Source organism: Pseudomonas citrullilanati, from assembly GCF_030580855.1.
GTDB classification, from domain to species: domain Bacteria; phylum Pseudomonadota; class Gammaproteobacteria; order Pseudomonadales; family Pseudomonadaceae; genus Aquipseudomonas; species Aquipseudomonas citrulli.
In genome coordinates, this window is the sequence record NZ_JAUQOP010000002.1 from 154,479 (window position 1) to 168,007 (window position 13,529).

Below are 13,529 nucleotides of genomic sequence, written 5' to 3' on the forward strand. Positions count from 1 at the left end.
ACGCTCTCGGACGACGATCAGAGATCAGCCGGCAGTGGCTGCTTGAGCCAGGCCTGGGCATTTTTCTCCAGGCTGCCATCGGCCTTGGCGGTGGCGAGGATCTGGTTGACCTTGTCCAGCAACGCCGGCTCGTTCTTGTTCACGCCCACGTACACCGGAGAGTCCTTGAGCTTGACCTTCAGCGCCGGGACCCGCTTGGGGTTGCGTTCGCTGATGGCGACCATCACCACGTTGCCGCTGGCGATCAGGTCCACCTGGCCGGCCAGGTAGGCGGCGATGGTCGAATTGTTGTCCTCGAAGCGCTTGATGGTGGTGCCTTGCGGGGCGACCTTGGTCAGCTCGATGTCTTCGATAGCGCCACGGGTGACGCTGATGGTCTTGCCCTTGAGGTCGTCCAGGCCATTGATCGCCGCGTCGGGTGGGCCGAACACCGCCAGGTAGAACGGCGCGTAGGCGCTGGAGAAGTCGATGACCTTTTCCCGCTCCGGGTTCTTGCCGAGGCTGGAAATCACCAGGTCGACCTTGCCGGTGGTCAGGAACGGAATGCGGTTGGTGCTGTTGACCGGGGTCAGTTCCAGCTTGACCTTGAGCTGGTCGGCCAGCAGTTTCGCGGTGTCGATGTCCAGGCCGCGGGGCTTCATGTCCGGGCCCACCGAACCGAACGGCGGGAAATCCTGGGGCACGGCGACCTTGAGGGTGCCGCGCTTGACCACGTCTTCCAGGCCATCGGCGTGGGCGGGCAACTGGCAGAACATCAGGCTGGCAAACAAGGCAGTGAGCAGAGCGCTGCAACGCTGGATCATGGCGAATCTCGCAATCAAGGGTGATTGGTGCGGGGACAGAGCACAGGCCATGCCAAGCCGGCTTCAACGCACCCAAACCGGGCCCGACGCAGCCCCTTGTGGGAGCGAGGCTGCTCGCGAAAGTGGCCTCGGGAAGGGCGTACGGGCGTTTTTGCGAGCAAGCTCGCTCCCACAAGGCAAGGGCGCGTTTCGCACCGTTATCGGGCATCGTCACCGGGCGCTGGGGGATTTCGGCGCAGCGATGCGGCTGGATCGCTTCGTCGGATGGGGCGCGGTGCGGCTTGAGTTATACCCAAATACGTCTTTGCTCATAGCGAGACTCAATCAACTGCGGCTTCCTGAACCCGGGAAGGGCCGCTATGATGGGCCACGTTTTTTTGCTGATTACCCCGGAGATTTCCATGAGCAGCGATCTGATCAAACACGTTAGCGACGCTAGCTTCGAGGCTGACGTACTCAAGGCCGAAGGCGCCGTACTGGTCGACTATTGGGCCGAGTGGTGCGGGCCGTGCAAAATGATCGCCCCGGTCCTGGACGAAATTGCCGAGACGTACAAAGGCAAGCTGACCGTTGCCAAGCTGAACATCGACGAAAACCAGGAGACTCCGGCCAAGCACGGCGTGCGTGGTATCCCGACCCTGATGCTGTTCAAGAACGGCAGCGTCGAGGCCACCAAGGTGGGCGCGCTGTCGAAGTCGCAATTGGCGGCTTTCCTCGACGCCAACATCTAAGCGCCGAATGCCGTTGAAAAAGCCCCGCAAATCGCGGGGCTTTTTCGTTGTTCGGGGCTAGACGCTCGCAAACCCAGGTGTTACATTCGGCCCCGCACTGGTTTCTCCTGTGCCCCCTGCAAGCCGTCGCCGACGCTCTCCTTTCGATTAAGTACGCGATCCTGTCGCCTTCTCCGCGGCGCGGCCTCATTAAGCCAAAAGCTTAATTTCCCCCCTCCATAAATGATTACGTCATTCCTATATGAATCTGACTGAACTCAAGCAAAAGCCGATTACCGAACTGCTCGAATTGGCCGAACAGATGGGCATAGAAAATATGGCCCGTTCGCGCAAGCAGGACGTGATTTTCTCCCTGCTCAAGAAGCACGCTAAAAGCGGCGAGGAAATCTCCGGTGATGGCGTGCTGGAGATTCTCCAGGACGGCTTCGGCTTCCTCCGCTCCGCAGATGCTTCCTATCTCGCCGGCCCAGACGATATCTACGTCTCGCCGAGCCAGATCCGTCGTTTCAACCTGCGCACCGGTGACACCATCGTTGGCAAGATCCGCCCTCCGAAGGAAGGCGAGCGTTATTTCGCGCTGCTCAAGGTCGACACCATCAACTTCGACCGCCCGGAAAACGCGAAGAACAAGATTCTGTTCGAAAACCTGACCCCACTGTTCCCGACCGTGCGCATGAAGATGGAAGCCGGCAACGGTTCCACCGAAGACCTCACCGGCCGAGTCATCGACCTGTGCGCGCCGATCGGCAAAGGCCAGCGCGGCCTGATCGTGGCCCCGCCGAAAGCGGGCAAGACGATCATGCTGCAGAACATCGCGGCCAACATCGCCCGTAACAACCCCGAAGTCCACCTGATCGTATTGCTGATCGACGAGCGTCCGGAAGAAGTGACCGAGATGCAGCGCACCGTGCGCGGCGAAGTGGTCGCCTCGACGTTCGACGAGCCGCCGACCCGCCACGTGCAGGTTGCCGAGATGGTGATCGAGAAGGCCAAGCGCCTGGTCGAGCACAAGAAGGACGTGGTGATCCTGCTCGACTCCATCACCCGCCTGGCCCGTGCCTACAACACCGTGATCCCGAGCTCCGGCAAGGTGCTGACCGGTGGTGTCGATGCCCACGCCCTGGAAAAACCGAAGCGTTTCTTCGGTGCCGCGCGCAACATCGAGGAAGGCGGCTCGCTGACCATCATCGCCACCGCGCTGGTGGAAACCGGTTCGAAGATGGACGAAGTGATCTACGAGGAATTCAAGGGCACCGGCAACATGGAACTGCCCCTGGACCGTCGCATCGCCGAGAAGCGGGTCTTCCCGGCCATCAACATCAACCGTTCCGGCACCCGCCGCGAAGAGTTGCTGACCGCCGACGACGAGCTGCAGCGCATGTGGATCCTGCGCAAGCTGCTGCATCCTATGGATGAAGTCGCTGCCATCGAGTTCCTGGTCGACAAGCTCAAGACGACCAAGACCAACGATGAGTTCTTCCTGTCGATGAAGCGCAAGTAACCATCGATGCGTTGGCAAAAGGCGCCCTGGACAGGGCGCTTTTTTTTTGCGGCACGCGACCTGGACCGCGTTGACCGAAGCGGATAACTTTTGCCGGTTGCAGGTGTCTTTTTCCATCATCACCTGCGTATCTCGTCGACAAGGATCGTTATGCACGTATTTGGCAACCGCCGTGACATCGACGGGCTGAGGGCCCTGGCCGTCATTCCGGTCGTGCTGTTTCACTTTGGCTTTGGCACCTTCGGCGGTGGTTTCGTCGGCGTCGATGTCTTCTTCGTCATTTCCGGGTTCCTGATCACCGGCATCCTGTTCCGCGAGATCAGTAATCAGCGTTTCAGTTTCGTCGATTTCTGGGCAAGGCGTGCCCGGCGCATCCTTCCGGCCTTGAGCGTGGTCATGCTCTTCACCCTGGTCCTGGGTGGGTGGTTGCTGGCAGCCAAGGACTTTTCGCAGTTGGGCAGGGCGGTGCGCTATCAGTCGATGTTCATGTCGAACATCCTGTTCATGCGCGAAGACGGCTATTTCGAACCGGCCTCGGACCTCAAGCCGTTGCTCCACACCTGGTCCCTGGCGGTCGAGGAGCAGTACTACATTTTCTTCCCGCTGCTGATGGTGCTGTTGATGCGCCATGTCCGTCATTGGCGCTGGATGCTGTTTGCCGTATTGCTGGGGTCGTTCGCCCTGAACGTCGGTTATGTCGAGCGCAAGCCCGACCTGGCATTCTTTTCGCTGCCCACGCGGGCCTGGGAGCTGTTGTGCGGGGCGATGCTCGCCATCCTGCCGGCGCCTCGGCGCGCGGTGCGTCCCTGGGTTTATCAGGTGGTCGGCCTGGCGGGGTTGATCGCCGTGCTGGCAGCGGTGTTCACCTTCGACAAAGCCACGGTGTTCCCTGGCTGGGCCGCGCTGCTGCCGGTGCTCGGCGCCACGGCGCTGATCTGGTCGGGCGCCCAGGGGCCGACCTGGACCGCGCGCGTGCTGAGTACCCGGCTGCTGGTCTGGGTCGGCCTGCTGTCCTATTCCTTCTACCTGTGGCATTGGCCGGTCTACGTCTATGCCAATGCCATTTCCGTCGACGGGATCCAGCCTTGGGAAGCGTTGGGCTGGATCCTGCTGGCGCTGGGCCTGGCCTGGTTGAGCTGGCGCTTCGTCGAGCTTCCGTTTCGCGAGAAGCGCTGGCTGGCCGGGCGCCGGTCGGTGTTGCTCGGGGCGGGCGTGGCCATGGTGGTCCTGGCCGTGGCCGGTGTGGTGGTGCGCTCGGCGGATGGCTTTCCACAGCGCCTGACGGGCAAGGCGCTGGACTATGCACAGGCGCGGGATTGGCGGGCCGGGCAGATGGAATGCATGCTGGGCTTCAAGGATACCCAGCCGGACAAGGCCTGCCTGCTGGGGGCGAACAAAGACCTTCCGGCCACTCGGTTGTTCTGGGGCGACAGCCATGCGGCGGCGCTGTTGCCAGCGGTTGAAACCAGCGGGACCCGCGATGGCCGTCCGGTATGGCTCTACAGCATGAGCGGTTGCCCGCCGGTGCTGAGTACCGATGTCTCGCCGCGCTGTCGGGATTTCAATGAGCGGACCATGGAGCAGGTGCGTCGCCTGAACATCAAGAATGTGGTGCTGGCGGCCAATTGGAGCCTGTACATCTACGGGCGCGAGGACGGCGACAAAAAGCACATGCTCGACCCTCGCGATGACCGCGCCACAGCCGAGGCGCGCATGGCGACCGCGATCCGGGCCCGTGTGGCGGCGGTCAGGGCCACCGGCGCGCAGGTCTGGTTGTTCAAGGAGGTGCCCCTGCAGCGCCTGGGCACGATCAGCCGGTTGACCAGCCTGGCGCGGACCGGGCGTTCGGCCGAGGGCCTGGGCCGCCCGCTCCAGGAACACCTGGCGCGCCAGCGAGCCCTGGCTGCCTTGTTCGCCTCGATGAGTGCCGCCGACCCCGGCGTGCATATCATCGACCCGGCGCCGCTGATGTGCCCGGACGAGGTCTGTCGCATAGAGGTCAATGGCCGTTCCCAGTACAAGGATGAAGATCATCTGTCTGACATGGGCAGCGCCCGCCTGGGCCCGTTGTTCGCGCCCGTGCTGCTGGGCACGACCGATTAATGAGCGCCGTGCGCACGCGCGGGCTGCTGTTTGGGCGCTGGAGCAGGTAGGATGTACGCCTATTTTCGGGGTGGCATCTCAATGAAATTCAAGGATCTTCGGGATTTCGTGCAGCAGCTTGAGCAGCGCGGCGAGTTGAAACGCATCCAGGTTCCCATCTCTCCGGTACTGGAGATGACGGAAGTCTGCGACCGCACGCTGCGGGCCAAGGGCCCGGCGTTATTGTTCGAGAACCCAACGGGCTATGACATCCCGGTGCTGGGCAACCTGTTCGGCACGCCGGAGCGCGTGGCCATGGGCATGGGCGCCGAGTCGGTCGACGAGCTGCGCGAGATCGGCAAGCTGCTGGCGTTCCTCAAGGCCCCCGAGCCGCCCAAGGGCCTGAAGGACGCCTGGTCCAAATTGCCGATTTTCCGCAAGATCATTTCCATGGCGCCGAAAGTCGTCAAGGACGCGATCTGCCAGGAAGTGGTGATCGAGGGCGACGATGTCGACCTGGCCATGCTCCCGGTGCAAACCTGCTGGCCGGGCGACGTGGGACCGCTGATCACCTGGGGCCTGACCGTTACCAAGGGCCCGAACAAGGACCGCCAGAACCTGGGTATCTACCGCCAGCAGGTGATCGGCCGCAACAAGGTCATCATGCGCTGGTTGAGCCATCGCGGCGGTGCGCTGGATTACCGTGAGTGGTGCGAAAAGCACCCCGGCCAACCATTTCCCGTGGCGGTGGCCCTGGGCGCCGATCCGGCGACCATCCTCGGCGCCGTGACGCCGGTGCCCGACAGCCTCTCCGAATACGCGTTCGCCGGCCTGTTGCGGGGCAACCGTACGGAACTGGTGAAGTGCCGGGGCAACGACCTGCAAGTGCCGGCCACCGCCGAGATCATCCTCGAAGGCGTGATCCATCCCGGCGAAATGGCCGATGAAGGACCGTATGGCGACCACACTGGTTACTACAACGAAGTCGACAGCTTCCCGGTCTTCACGGTCGAGCGCATCACCCATCGGATCAAGCCGATCTACCACAGCACCTACACCGGCCGGCCGCCGGATGAGCCGGCCATCCTCGGCGTGGCGCTCAATGAAGTGTTCGTGCCGATCCTGCAGAAGCAGTTCCCGGAAATCACCGATTTCTACCTGCCGCCGGAAGGCTGCTCGTACCGCATGGCCGTGGTGACGATGAAAAAGTCGTATCCGGGGCACGCCAAGCGCGTGATGCTGGGGGTCTGGTCGTTTTTGCGACAGTTCATGTACACCAAGTTCGTTATCGTCACCGACGACGATATCAACGCGCGGGACTGGAACGACGTGATCTGGGCCATCACCACGCGCATGGATCCTAAGCGCGACACGGTGATGATCGAGAATACGCCGATCGACTACCTCGACTTCGCCTCGCCGGTGTCCGGCCTGGGTTCGAAGATGGGGCTCGATGCCACGCACAAATGGCCCGGTGAAACCGATCGTGAATGGGGCCGGGTGATCGTCAAGGATGAAGCCGTTACCCAACGGATCGATGCCCTCTGGAATCAGTTAGGAATAGATTGATGCGTGTAACCTTGCAGCCTTCCGGAGCGGTGCTGGACATACGGCCCGCCGAGCGGATTCTCGATGGCGCGCGGCGCCTGGGCTACGAATGTCCGCAAAGCTGCCGCAACGGCAACTGCCATGTCTGTGGTGCGTTGCTGGTGGAAGGCCGGGTGGCGCAGGCTGGCGAGGTGCGCGATCACGGTGAGATCTTCACCTGCATCGCCGAACCGCTGGAGGATTGCGTGGTGTTGTGGGATGGCGTGTTGTCGCCGGGTGAGCTGCCGGTACGCAAGCTGGTGTGCCAGGTGATCGAATGCGCCGAAGTGGGCGGCGATGTCTGGCGCGTCCGCCTGCGCGCGCCGGCCGGCAAGCCACCGCGCTATCACGCGGGGCAGTATCTGCTGCTCGAACGGGAGAATGGCGAGAAGTCGGCGTTTTCCCTGGCCTCGGCGCCGCATTCGGGGCGCGATCTGCAACTGCATGTCCTGGTGCGTGAAAACAGTGCACAGGCGCTGCTGGGACAACTGCAGCGCAATCCCAGCGTGGCCGTGGAAATGCCTTTTGGCGACACGCACTTGTCCGAGCTGCCGGACGGCCCGCTGGTGCTGATCGCCGCCGGGACGGGCATGGCGCAAATGCACAGCCTGATCGAGCATTGCCGGGCGACGGGCTTCAAGCACCCGGTGCACTTGTACTGGGGCGTGCGGCGACCGGACGATTTCTATGAAATCGAGCACTGGGACGAATGGAAGCAATTGCCGAACCTGTTCCTGCACAAGGTCGTCAGCGACCTCTGCGGTTGGGAAGGGCGCTGCGGGATGCTTCACGAAGCGGTGTGCGAGGACATCCGCGATCTTTCCGGCGTGCACGTCTATGCCAGCGGCTCGCCGGCCATGATCTACGCCACGCTGGACGCCCTGGTGGAAGCCGGGATGGATGCCCACCAGATGCGCGCCGACGTGTTCGCCTACGCCCCCCGGGCTTGAGCCTCCCCGTGGCGAGGGGGCCTGCCCTCGCCGAACGGCGCGACGGCGAACTCGTGACCGCTTTATTACCCCCTATATTTCGTTTCGATATTTAGTCTTTGCCCCTGGATACCGATAACGTATATAGCGCTGGATGGCATCCAACTTGCCTCGTTTCGAGCAAGTGTCAGCCCCATGACGAGCGCCAGCCCCATTATTTGAAAGACGTTATCGGCCATGACCGCGATCGAATCCGCCATTACCTGTGCCCTCTACCCGCCACGGCTTGACCTGGGGGCGCAACTGACCCGCGAACAATTGCTCGCCTCGATGCAATCGACCATGAGTCGCCATCGCGGTGGTCCGGTCTGGTTGTTCGCCTACGGTTCGTTGATCTGGCGACCCGAATGCACGGCGGTGGAACGGGTCCGTGGCCGGGTCCATGGTTACCATCGCGGCTTGTACTTGTGGTCGCACGAACATCGTGGCACCCCGGAGTTGCCCGGGTTGGTGTTCGGCCTCGATCGTGGCGGGTCGTGCAGCGGTTTTGCGTATCGCTTGCCGGAGGAGAATCTCGAGGACTCGCTGTTTGCCCTGTGGCAGCGCGAGATGCCGGTGCCGTCCTATCGACCCCACTGGCTCAATTGCCGCCTCGAGGATGGCAGTCGTGTGCAGGCCCTTGGGTTCGTGCTGGAGCGACACCTGCCCAGCTACGCCGGCAACCTGCCGGACCATGTGCTGAGCCAGGTGTTCGAAAGCGCCAGTGGGCGTTACGGCACCACTCGGGACTACGTCGAGCAGACCGTCCACGCCCTGCGCAGCCACGCCATGCCAGACCGGAATTTGGAGGCGCGGCTCAAGCGCTGCGGATCAACCCGGGATCAGGCGACCGCTTCGCGACTCTGACTGGCGACTTGCTTGTGCCACAGGGTTGGCGCAAGGAAGGCCATCGCCAGCAGGCACGCGCCGATCAACAGCACAAAGCCGCCGTTCCAGCCAAAGTGGTCCACGGTGTAGCCCATGGCGGCACTGGCCGCGACCGAGCCGCCCAGGTAGCCAAACAGGCCGGTGAAGCCTGCGGCGGTGCCGGCGGCTTTCTTGGGGGCCAGTTCCAGGGCCTGCAGGCCGATCAGCATGACCGGGCCGTAGATCAGAAAGCCGATGGAGACCAGGGCGATCATGTCGACGGTCGGGTTGCCGGCCGGGTTCAGCCAGTACACCAGCGTGGCCACGGTCACCAGGGCCATGAACACCATGCCTGTCAGGCCGCGGTTGCCGCGGAAGATCTTGTCCGACATCCAGCCGCACAACAGGGTGCCGGGAATGCCCGCCCACTCGTAGAAGAAATACGCCCAGGAGCTTTTGTCCACCGTGAAGCCCTTGGCTTCCTTCAGGTACGTCGGCGCCCAGTCCAGCACGCCATAACGCAGCAGGTAGACGAACACGTTGGCCATGGCGATGTACCAGAGCATCTTGTTGCGCAGCACGTACTTGACGAAGATTTCCTTGGCGCTGAATTCGTTCTCGTGACTGGCGTCGTAGCCTTCCGGGTAGTCGTTCTTGTACTGCTCGATCGGCGGCAGGCCCACCGATTGCGGGGTGTCGCGCATGGTCACGAAGGCAAAGACAGCGACGGCCAGCGCCACGGCAGCAGGTACGTAGAATGCCGCGTGCCAGTCATTGAACCAGCCCATGCCCAGCAGGAACAGCGGGCCGATCAGGCCGCCGCCGACGTTGTGCGCCACGTTCCACACCGACACCACGCCGCCACGCTCTTTCTGTGACCACCAGTGCACCATGGTCCGTCCGCTGGGCGGCCAGCCCATGCCCTGGGCCCAGCCGTTGATGAACAGCAGGATGAACATCATGGTCACGCTGGATGTCGCCCAGGGTGCGAAACCGAAGATGAACATCACCCCCGCCGACACCAACAGGCCGAATGGCAGGAAATAGCGGGGGTTGGAGCGGTCGGACACCAGGCCCATCAGGAATTTGGACAGGCCGTAGGCTATGGCGATGGCCGACATGGCCAGGCCCAGTTCGCCTCGGCTGTAGCCTTCGTCGATCAGGTAGGGCATGGCCAGGGAGAAGTTCTTGCGCAGCAGGTAGTAGCCGGCATAGCCGATGAAAATCCCGGCGAAGATCTGCCAGCGAAGGCGTCGATAAGTGCTGTCTATTTTTTCTTCAGGCAAGGACGCCTGGTGTACGGCAGGGCGAAAGAAAGCAAGCATTCAAGGGCTCCAGGATTCTTGTTATGACTGCGGATGTGAATGTTACAGTTTCGTTACCGAAAATAGCATTGCTTCTCATCACTTAAACAGTGGAAATTTTCCATATTGAATGTTCTTAAGTGAACATGTCGCTCAGACATAGTCGAAGGGCGCTGTAGGAAACATCCATGGAGGAGGTGTTGGCATTCAGGCGGGGCAAGGGCGGGGGTAGGGGTAGGGGGGACGATCCGGCACCACGGGCCGGATCGTTTTGTTAGCGTCAACGCACCTGCACGACGACCTTTCCGACCGCCTTGCGTTGCGCCAGGTCATTGATGGCCTGGGCGGCGTTGTCCAGTGGGTACACCTGCGAGACCAGTGGCTTGAGCTTGCCTTCGGTGAACCAGCCAAACAATTGCTGGAAGTTGGCGGCGTTGTCCTGGGGCTGGCGCTGGGCGAAGGCGCCCCAGAATACGCCCATGACGGCGGCGCCCTTGAGCAGGGCCAGGTTTACCGGCAATTCGGGTATGCGTCCGCTGGCAAAGCCCACCACCAGCAGCCGGCCATTCCAGGCGATGGCGCGGATGGCCTGGTCGAACAGGTCGCCGCCCACCGGGTCGTAGATCACGTCGGCGCCCTGGCCGTCGGTGAGGCGCTTGATCTCTTCCTTCAGGCTGGTTTCGCTGTAGTTGATCAACTCGTCGGCACCGGCGGCCTTTGCCACGGCGAGCTTCTCGGCGCTGCTGGCGGCGGCGATCACCCGGGCGCCCATGGCCTTGCCAATTTCCACTGCGGCCAGGCCGACACCACCGGAGGCGCCCAGCACCAGCAGGGTCTCGCCCGGTTGCAGGTCGGCCCGTTGCTTGAGGGCGTGCATCGAAGTGCCGTAGGTCATGCTGAAGGCGGCGGCGGTGTTGAAGTCCATGGCCGGCGGAATCGGCAGCACGTTGTAGCCGGCAACCGCGACCTGCTCGGCGAAGCTGCCCCAGCCGGTCAGCGCCATCACCCGGTCACCGACCTTCAAGTGGCTGACCTTCTCGCCCACGGCACTGACCACGCCCGCCGCTTCGCCGCCCGGGGAAAACGGGAACGGCGGCTTGAACTGATATTTGCCCTCGATGATCAGCGTGTCAGGGAAATTCACCCCGGCGGCGTGCACGTCCAGCAGGATTTCATTCTTCTTCGCAACGGGGCTGGCGACGTCTTCCAGCACCAGCGATTCGGCAGGGCCGAATTCTTTGCACAGCACGGCTTTCATCAGGGCTATTCCTTTGGGAGTGATGGCCGATAAGTGTAGGTGTGAGAGTCAACGGGTCAACGAGCATGCCCCGCCCTGATAGCCGGCCATAAGCTTGTGCTTGAGCGGCGGGTCGGTATGCTGGGCCGCAAACCGGATGAGGAGTCGAATGTGAAAGCGTGGATCGTGTGGATGCTGGCCCTGTCGCTGCCTGCGGCAGTGATGGCCGAAGAAGCCAAGGAAGCGAAGGAAGGCGAGGCGCCGAAGGTCAGCTACATCACCCTCAGCCCGCCCTTCGTGGGCAACTACGGTCTGGATGGTACGGCGAAGCTGAAGGTCTACAAGGCCGACGTGGCGCTGCGGGTCACCGGCGACGCCGCCGCGGCGGCGGTGAAGGCGAATGAACCGCTGATTCGCAACCAGTTGGTGGCGTTGTTTGCCCAGCAGAGCGTCGAGACCATGAATAGCCTCGAAGCCAAGGAAAAGCTGCGCCAGGAAGCGTTGAAGCAGACCCAGCAAGTGCTGAACGACGAGACCGGCAAGCCGATGGTGGAAGATCTGTTGTTCAACAACCTGATCATCCAGTAAGGCCTGGAGATGCGGGCGAGCCATTGGCGAGCAGGCTCGCTCCCACGGGGAATTTGCGTCGATCACAAGACACCCGTGGGAGCGAGCCTGCTCGCGAAAACGGCCTGTGGGGCAGTGAGTCACTCAAGGCTTGAGCGCAACCACCGCCGCCCACTGCTCGGCCGTTACCGGCATCACCGACAGCCGCGAGCCTTTCTGCACCAGCGGCATCTCGGCCAATGCGCTCTGTTGCTTGAGGTAGTCGAGCTTCAGGACCCGGGGGAATGTCTCGACGTGCGCCACGTCGATGGCGCTCCAGGGGTTCTTGTCCGGGCTGGCCTTGGGGTCATGGTAGTGGCTGTCGGGTTCCAGTGCCGTCGGGTCGGGGTAGGCCGCCCGGACGATCCGCCCGATCCCGGCAATGCCAGGCTCCGGGCAACTGGAGTGGTAGAAGAAAAACCCATCGCCGACGGCCATGGCTCGCAGGAAATTGCGCGCCTGGTAGTTGCGGACCCCGTCCCAGCGCGCCTGGCCGAGCTTTTCCAGGCCTTGGATGGAGAGCTCGTCGGGCTCGGATTTCATCAGCCAATAGGCCATGATTTCTACTCCTGGGCGGTGTGCATGAAAATAGTTCAGCGATTTTATGACAAACCGACAGTCGGTTGACGCCAGAGTTTGCGTGTCGATCCAGGTTGCCGCAAAATGCCGGCCTTCCAAGCTTGACGCTGCTGCACGGCCAATAAGAAAACCGCTGCTGTCATCGTGTGTGATATGCCTTGAGGGGGGCAATCGATGAAACGCAAACCGGATTTGTTGTGGATTCTGGTCATTCTGTTCGGTCTGGGTGTCGTGACCACGGGTTACGCACAGAGCCTGTGGGCCAACAAGACCGAGGCGCCGGTGGACATTACCCAGCCCGCGCCCACGTTCAAGCGCTGAGCCCGTCTCCCAGGCGTCGCTGATTGTCGCGGCGCCTATCGCGCAATATACCAACGCCTGTCGCTGACCGTGCCCTGTAGCGGTACGTCCCAGCTTGCCTGTGCCAACCGTTCGACTTTCTGGCATTCATGGGCCAGCCCCAGCAGCGTCGGTTTGCGCCACTGCCGGCGCCGCGAGAGGTAAGCGAGGCTGCGGTCATAGAAGCCGCCGCCCATGCCCAGCCGTCCTCCGGCATCGTCGAATCCCACCAGCGGCAATAACACCAGGTCCAGCGCCCAGACCTTGCGTTGCCGGGCCATGTCGATCCGCGGTTCGAGAATACGAAAACGATTGGGGTGCAGTTGTTCGCCGGGGCGGATGCGTTGGAAAACCATCTTGGTCCGCGGCCACGGGCTGAGCACCGGCAGGTAGGTGGCCTTGCCCCGGCGCTGGGCGGCGCGCAGCAGCAGGCGCGGATCGATCTCGCCGTCGTTGGGCAGGTACAGGGCGATGTGCCGGGCACGGCGAAACAGCCGGTGCTGGGCCAATTGCTTGTACAGCCCGTGGGCCGCCTGGCGCTGCTGGGCGGGCGTCAGGGCGCGACGGGCCTGGCGCAGCAGGCGTCGGAGTTGCGGGCGGGGCAGCAGCGCGGGTTCGGTCATGTCGAGTGTTCACGGAGGCGGCGATGGCACAGCGTAACCGCAAAGCGGCACGCTCATAAATGCCCGGGCCGGAAACGACGATGCCAGTCCGCTTGGACTGGCATCGTCTGGAATCAGGCTCCCCGGATGAACCGCTGTCGGCTTAGCCCTTGAACCCGAAAGTTCAAGGTGGAAGTTGCAGGAGGCGTTAAGGCTTTCCGTCAAGCGGACATGCACACCGGCCCCAACGTGCAACCCCCGTGGTTGTGCGTATCGGCTCAGGGACATCACCAACTGGCAAGCACCCCAGGGAGTGACGCGAG

At 62.7% G+C, this 13,529-nt stretch carries 13 protein-coding genes and 1 other RNA gene; 8 read left to right on the top strand and 6 right to left on the bottom strand.

What is annotated here, in order from left to right:
* Positions 1–17: 17 nt before the first annotated feature.
* The gene (locus Q6A48_RS02210) at positions 18–803 is read right to left on the bottom strand and encodes a transporter substrate-binding domain-containing protein (RefSeq protein ID WP_304551611.1); all 786 of its coding nucleotides are present in this window, start codon (positions 801–803) and stop codon (positions 18–20) included.
* Between the two features lie 401 nt (positions 804–1,204).
* Here Q6A48_RS02210 and trxA point away from each other — a divergent pair, with 401 nt between their 5' ends.
* The 6 genes from trxA (at position 1,205) to Q6A48_RS02240 (ending at position 8,539) form a co-directional block, all read left to right on the top strand.
* The gene (gene trxA / locus Q6A48_RS02215) at positions 1,205–1,534 is read left to right on the top strand and encodes a thioredoxin TrxA (RefSeq protein ID WP_304551612.1); all 330 of its coding nucleotides are present in this window, start codon (positions 1,205–1,207) and stop codon (positions 1,532–1,534) included.
* Positions 1,535–1,775: 241 nt separating this feature from the next.
* Positions 1,776–3,035 carry a transcription termination factor Rho gene (gene rho, locus Q6A48_RS02220; protein WP_003206716.1) on the top strand — a complete coding sequence of 420 codons (1,260 nt, stop codon included), beginning with the start codon at positions 1,776–1,778 and terminating at the stop codon, positions 3,033–3,035.
* A 150-nt stretch (positions 3,036–3,185) separates the two neighbouring features.
* Positions 3,186–5,138: an acyltransferase family protein gene (locus Q6A48_RS02225; protein WP_304551626.1), complete on the top strand. Its 1,953-nt coding sequence runs from the start codon at positions 3,186–3,188 to the stop codon at positions 5,136–5,138.
* An 81-nt stretch (positions 5,139–5,219) separates the two neighbouring features.
* Positions 5,220–6,686, top strand: coding sequence for a 4-hydroxy-3-polyprenylbenzoate decarboxylase (gene ubiD / locus Q6A48_RS02230; RefSeq protein ID WP_304551627.1), 1,467 nt, complete (start codon positions 5,220–5,222; stop codon positions 6,684–6,686).
* A complete protein-coding gene (locus tag Q6A48_RS02235) occupies positions 6,686–7,654 on the top strand; it encodes a CDP-6-deoxy-delta-3,4-glucoseen reductase (protein ID WP_304551628.1) in 969 nt (322 codons plus the stop codon). The genes ubiD and Q6A48_RS02235 overlap by 1 nt, the downstream gene beginning before the upstream one ends.
* A gap of 216 nt (positions 7,655–7,870) precedes the next feature.
* Positions 7,871–8,539: a gamma-glutamylcyclotransferase gene (locus Q6A48_RS02240; RefSeq protein WP_304551630.1), complete on the top strand. Its 669-nt coding sequence runs from the start codon at positions 7,871–7,873 to the stop codon at positions 8,537–8,539.
* Here the strand turns inward: Q6A48_RS02240 and glpT are convergent.
* Both glpT and Q6A48_RS02250 read right to left on the bottom strand, forming a co-directional pair.
* A complete protein-coding gene (gene glpT, locus Q6A48_RS02245) occupies positions 8,515–9,864 on the bottom strand; it encodes a glycerol-3-phosphate transporter (protein WP_304551631.1) in 1,350 nt (449 codons plus the stop codon). The two genes, Q6A48_RS02240 and glpT, sit on opposite strands and share 25 nt — an antisense overlap.
* A gap of 259 nt (positions 9,865–10,123) precedes the next feature.
* Complete coding sequence (locus Q6A48_RS02250; protein WP_304551632.1) at positions 10,124–11,101, bottom strand: NADPH:quinone oxidoreductase family protein; 978 nt, start codon at positions 11,099–11,101, stop codon at positions 10,124–10,126.
* A 150-nt stretch (positions 11,102–11,251) separates the two neighbouring features.
* On the opposite strand from Q6A48_RS02250, the gene Q6A48_RS02255 reads away from it, so the two are divergent.
* Positions 11,252–11,668, top strand: coding sequence for a flagellar basal body-associated protein FliL (locus Q6A48_RS02255; protein ID WP_304551634.1), 417 nt, complete (start codon positions 11,252–11,254; stop codon positions 11,666–11,668).
* Between the two features lie 123 nt (positions 11,669–11,791).
* Here the strand turns inward: Q6A48_RS02255 and Q6A48_RS02260 are convergent, their stop codons facing one another.
* Positions 11,792–12,244 carry an EVE domain-containing protein gene (locus Q6A48_RS02260; RefSeq protein ID WP_304551636.1) on the bottom strand — a complete coding sequence of 151 codons (453 nt, stop codon included), beginning with the start codon at positions 12,242–12,244 and terminating at the stop codon, positions 11,792–11,794.
* Positions 12,245–12,439: 195 nt separating this feature from the next.
* Here Q6A48_RS02260 and Q6A48_RS02265 point away from each other — a divergent pair, with 195 nt between their 5' ends.
* Complete coding sequence (locus Q6A48_RS02265; RefSeq protein ID WP_304551637.1) at positions 12,440–12,586, top strand: hypothetical protein; 147 nt, start codon at positions 12,440–12,442, stop codon at positions 12,584–12,586.
* Positions 12,587–12,621: 35 nt separating this feature from the next.
* On the opposite strand, the gene Q6A48_RS02270 is transcribed toward Q6A48_RS02265, so the two are convergent.
* Together Q6A48_RS02270 and ssrS are read right to left on the bottom strand one after the other, a co-directional pair.
* Entirely contained in the window at positions 12,622–13,227 is a 606-nt protein-coding gene (locus Q6A48_RS02270) for a 5-formyltetrahydrofolate cyclo-ligase (RefSeq protein ID WP_304551639.1), read from the bottom strand.
* Positions 13,228–13,342: 115 nt separating this feature from the next.
* Positions 13,343–13,522, bottom strand: a non-coding RNA gene (gene ssrS / locus Q6A48_RS02275) — 6S RNA.
* Positions 13,523–13,529 lie beyond the last annotated feature (7 nt).

Coding starts and splice junctions, on each gene's coding strand:
- Q6A48_RS02270 (WP_304551639.1), bottom strand. CDS start 13,227: ATGACCGAACCCGCGCTGCTGCCCCGCCCGCAACTCCGACGCCTGCTG.
- Q6A48_RS02225 (WP_304551626.1), top strand. CDS start 3,186: ATGCACGTATTTGGCAACCGCCGTGACATCGACGGGCTGAGGGCCCTG.
- trxA (WP_304551612.1), top strand. CDS start 1,205: ATGAGCAGCGATCTGATCAAACACGTTAGCGACGCTAGCTTCGAGGCT.
- ubiD (WP_304551627.1), top strand. CDS start 5,220: ATGAAATTCAAGGATCTTCGGGATTTCGTGCAGCAGCTTGAGCAGCGC.
- rho (WP_003206716.1), top strand. CDS start 1,776: ATGAATCTGACTGAACTCAAGCAAAAGCCGATTACCGAACTGCTCGAA.
- glpT (WP_304551631.1), bottom strand. CDS start 9,864: ATGCTTGCTTTCTTTCGCCCTGCCGTACACCAGGCGTCCTTGCCTGAA.
- Q6A48_RS02265 (WP_304551637.1), top strand. CDS start 12,440: ATGAAACGCAAACCGGATTTGTTGTGGATTCTGGTCATTCTGTTCGGT.
- Q6A48_RS02240 (WP_304551630.1), top strand. CDS start 7,871: ATGACCGCGATCGAATCCGCCATTACCTGTGCCCTCTACCCGCCACGG.
- Q6A48_RS02235 (WP_304551628.1), top strand. CDS start 6,686: ATGCGTGTAACCTTGCAGCCTTCCGGAGCGGTGCTGGACATACGGCCC.
- Q6A48_RS02260 (WP_304551636.1), bottom strand. CDS start 12,244: ATGGCCTATTGGCTGATGAAATCCGAGCCCGACGAGCTCTCCATCCAA.
- Q6A48_RS02210 (WP_304551611.1), bottom strand. CDS start 803: ATGATCCAGCGTTGCAGCGCTCTGCTCACTGCCTTGTTTGCCAGCCTG.
- Q6A48_RS02250 (WP_304551632.1), bottom strand. CDS start 11,101: ATGAAAGCCGTGCTGTGCAAAGAATTCGGCCCTGCCGAATCGCTGGTG.